This window comes from Marinicauda pacifica (assembly GCF_004793635.1).
In the GTDB taxonomy this organism is placed as follows: Bacteria; Pseudomonadota; Alphaproteobacteria; order Caulobacterales; family Maricaulaceae; genus Marinicauda; species Marinicauda pacifica.
Genome location: NZ_SRXV01000102.1, coordinates 1 through 304, shown reverse-complemented (window position 1 = coordinate 304; position 304 = coordinate 1). Strand labels below are relative to the sequence as shown.

At 65.1% G+C, this 304-nt stretch carries 1 protein-coding gene; it reads right to left on the bottom strand.

Annotated elements, in window-relative coordinates:
* Positions 1-304, bottom strand: a 304-nt coding sequence (locus tag E5162_RS14575; RefSeq protein ID WP_135945973.1) for an ATP-binding cassette domain-containing protein, incomplete at both ends; no start/stop codon positions are given.

Below are 304 nucleotides of genomic sequence, written 5' to 3'. Positions count from 1 at the left end.
AGAATAGGTCTTCACGGGGAGTGCCAGATACGGGCCCAACCCGCTGAAGGTGGCGATCTCGTCGATCTTCGAGCGGAGGTGCGCCGGGTCCAGCCCGCGCGAATAACCCAGCAGGAAGATATTCTCCCGGCCATTGGCCTCGATATCCATGCCCAGACCGATGTCGAACATGGTCGCGACATCGCCATCGACCTCGACGCTGCCTTGCGTCGGCGGGTACACCCCGGCCAGCGCGCGAAGCAGGGTCGTCTTGCCGGCACCATTATGGCCCATCACGCCCAGGCGCTCCCCCGGACGCAGGTCC